Raw genomic sequence first — 683 nt, 5'->3', positions numbered from 1 at the left:
GCTACGATCCGACTTGGCCCGCCGCCAGGGGCGCGAGGCCGCGGGCAGCCGTCGCGCGCCGAGCCGGGCGCTCTTCGGCCTCGCCGCGAGCGCCCTCACCGTCGCCGCGCTGGGTGCCGGCACCGTCGCGGTCGTCCAGTCCGACCGGCTCGGCGACGCCCAGGTCCAGCAGGCCGCGGTCCAGCGGGTGCTGTCCGCCGACGACGTGGTCACCCTCAGCGGCCCGCCCACCCTCGCCGACGGCGTGCAGGGCGACGACGAGGTGGTCGTGCTCGCCAGCCCGTCCCGCGACGCGGCGCTCATCCTCCCGGCGGGCCTGCCCGCCGCACCGGAGGGCTCCACCTGGCAGGCGTGGACGGTCACGGGGGAGCAGGCCACGTCGGCCGGCACCTTCGACGTCGGCGACGGCGAGGCCGTCGCGCTGCAGGCCTCCGTCGCCGGGGCCGACGCCGTCGCGGTCAGCCTCGAGCCGGCGGGCGGGTCCGAGGCCCCGACGACCGACCCGGTCCTCGTCCTGCCGCTGGCCTAGGACCCGTCAGCCGGACGCCCCGCCGTCCCCGCGCCGCCCCCCACCGGGTGCGGTGCGGGGCGTCGGTGGTCCGGGGGCCGCGGGCACGGGGTAGGGCCGGTACGCCGGCGGCGTCGGCACCCGTACCGGCCGGGGCACGGTCCGCCCGCCGGGC

At 80.5% G+C, this 683-nt stretch carries 1 protein-coding gene; it reads left to right on the top strand.

Annotation, left to right across the window (positions count from 1 at the left end; translation table 11 throughout):
* The coding region (locus tag WCS02_RS20880; RefSeq protein WP_340296224.1) for an anti-sigma factor at positions 1-529 on the top strand (529 nt) is incomplete at its 5' end.
* Positions 530-683: the final 154 nt, after the last annotated feature.

Origin of the sequence: Aquipuribacter hungaricus (assembly GCF_037860755.1) — a bacterium.
Classification (GTDB): Bacteria; Actinomycetota; Actinomycetes; order Actinomycetales; family JBBAYJ01; genus Aquipuribacter; species Aquipuribacter hungaricus.
Note: the sequence above shows the minus strand (reverse complement) of the source record. Positions and strands in the feature narration are given on the sequence as shown.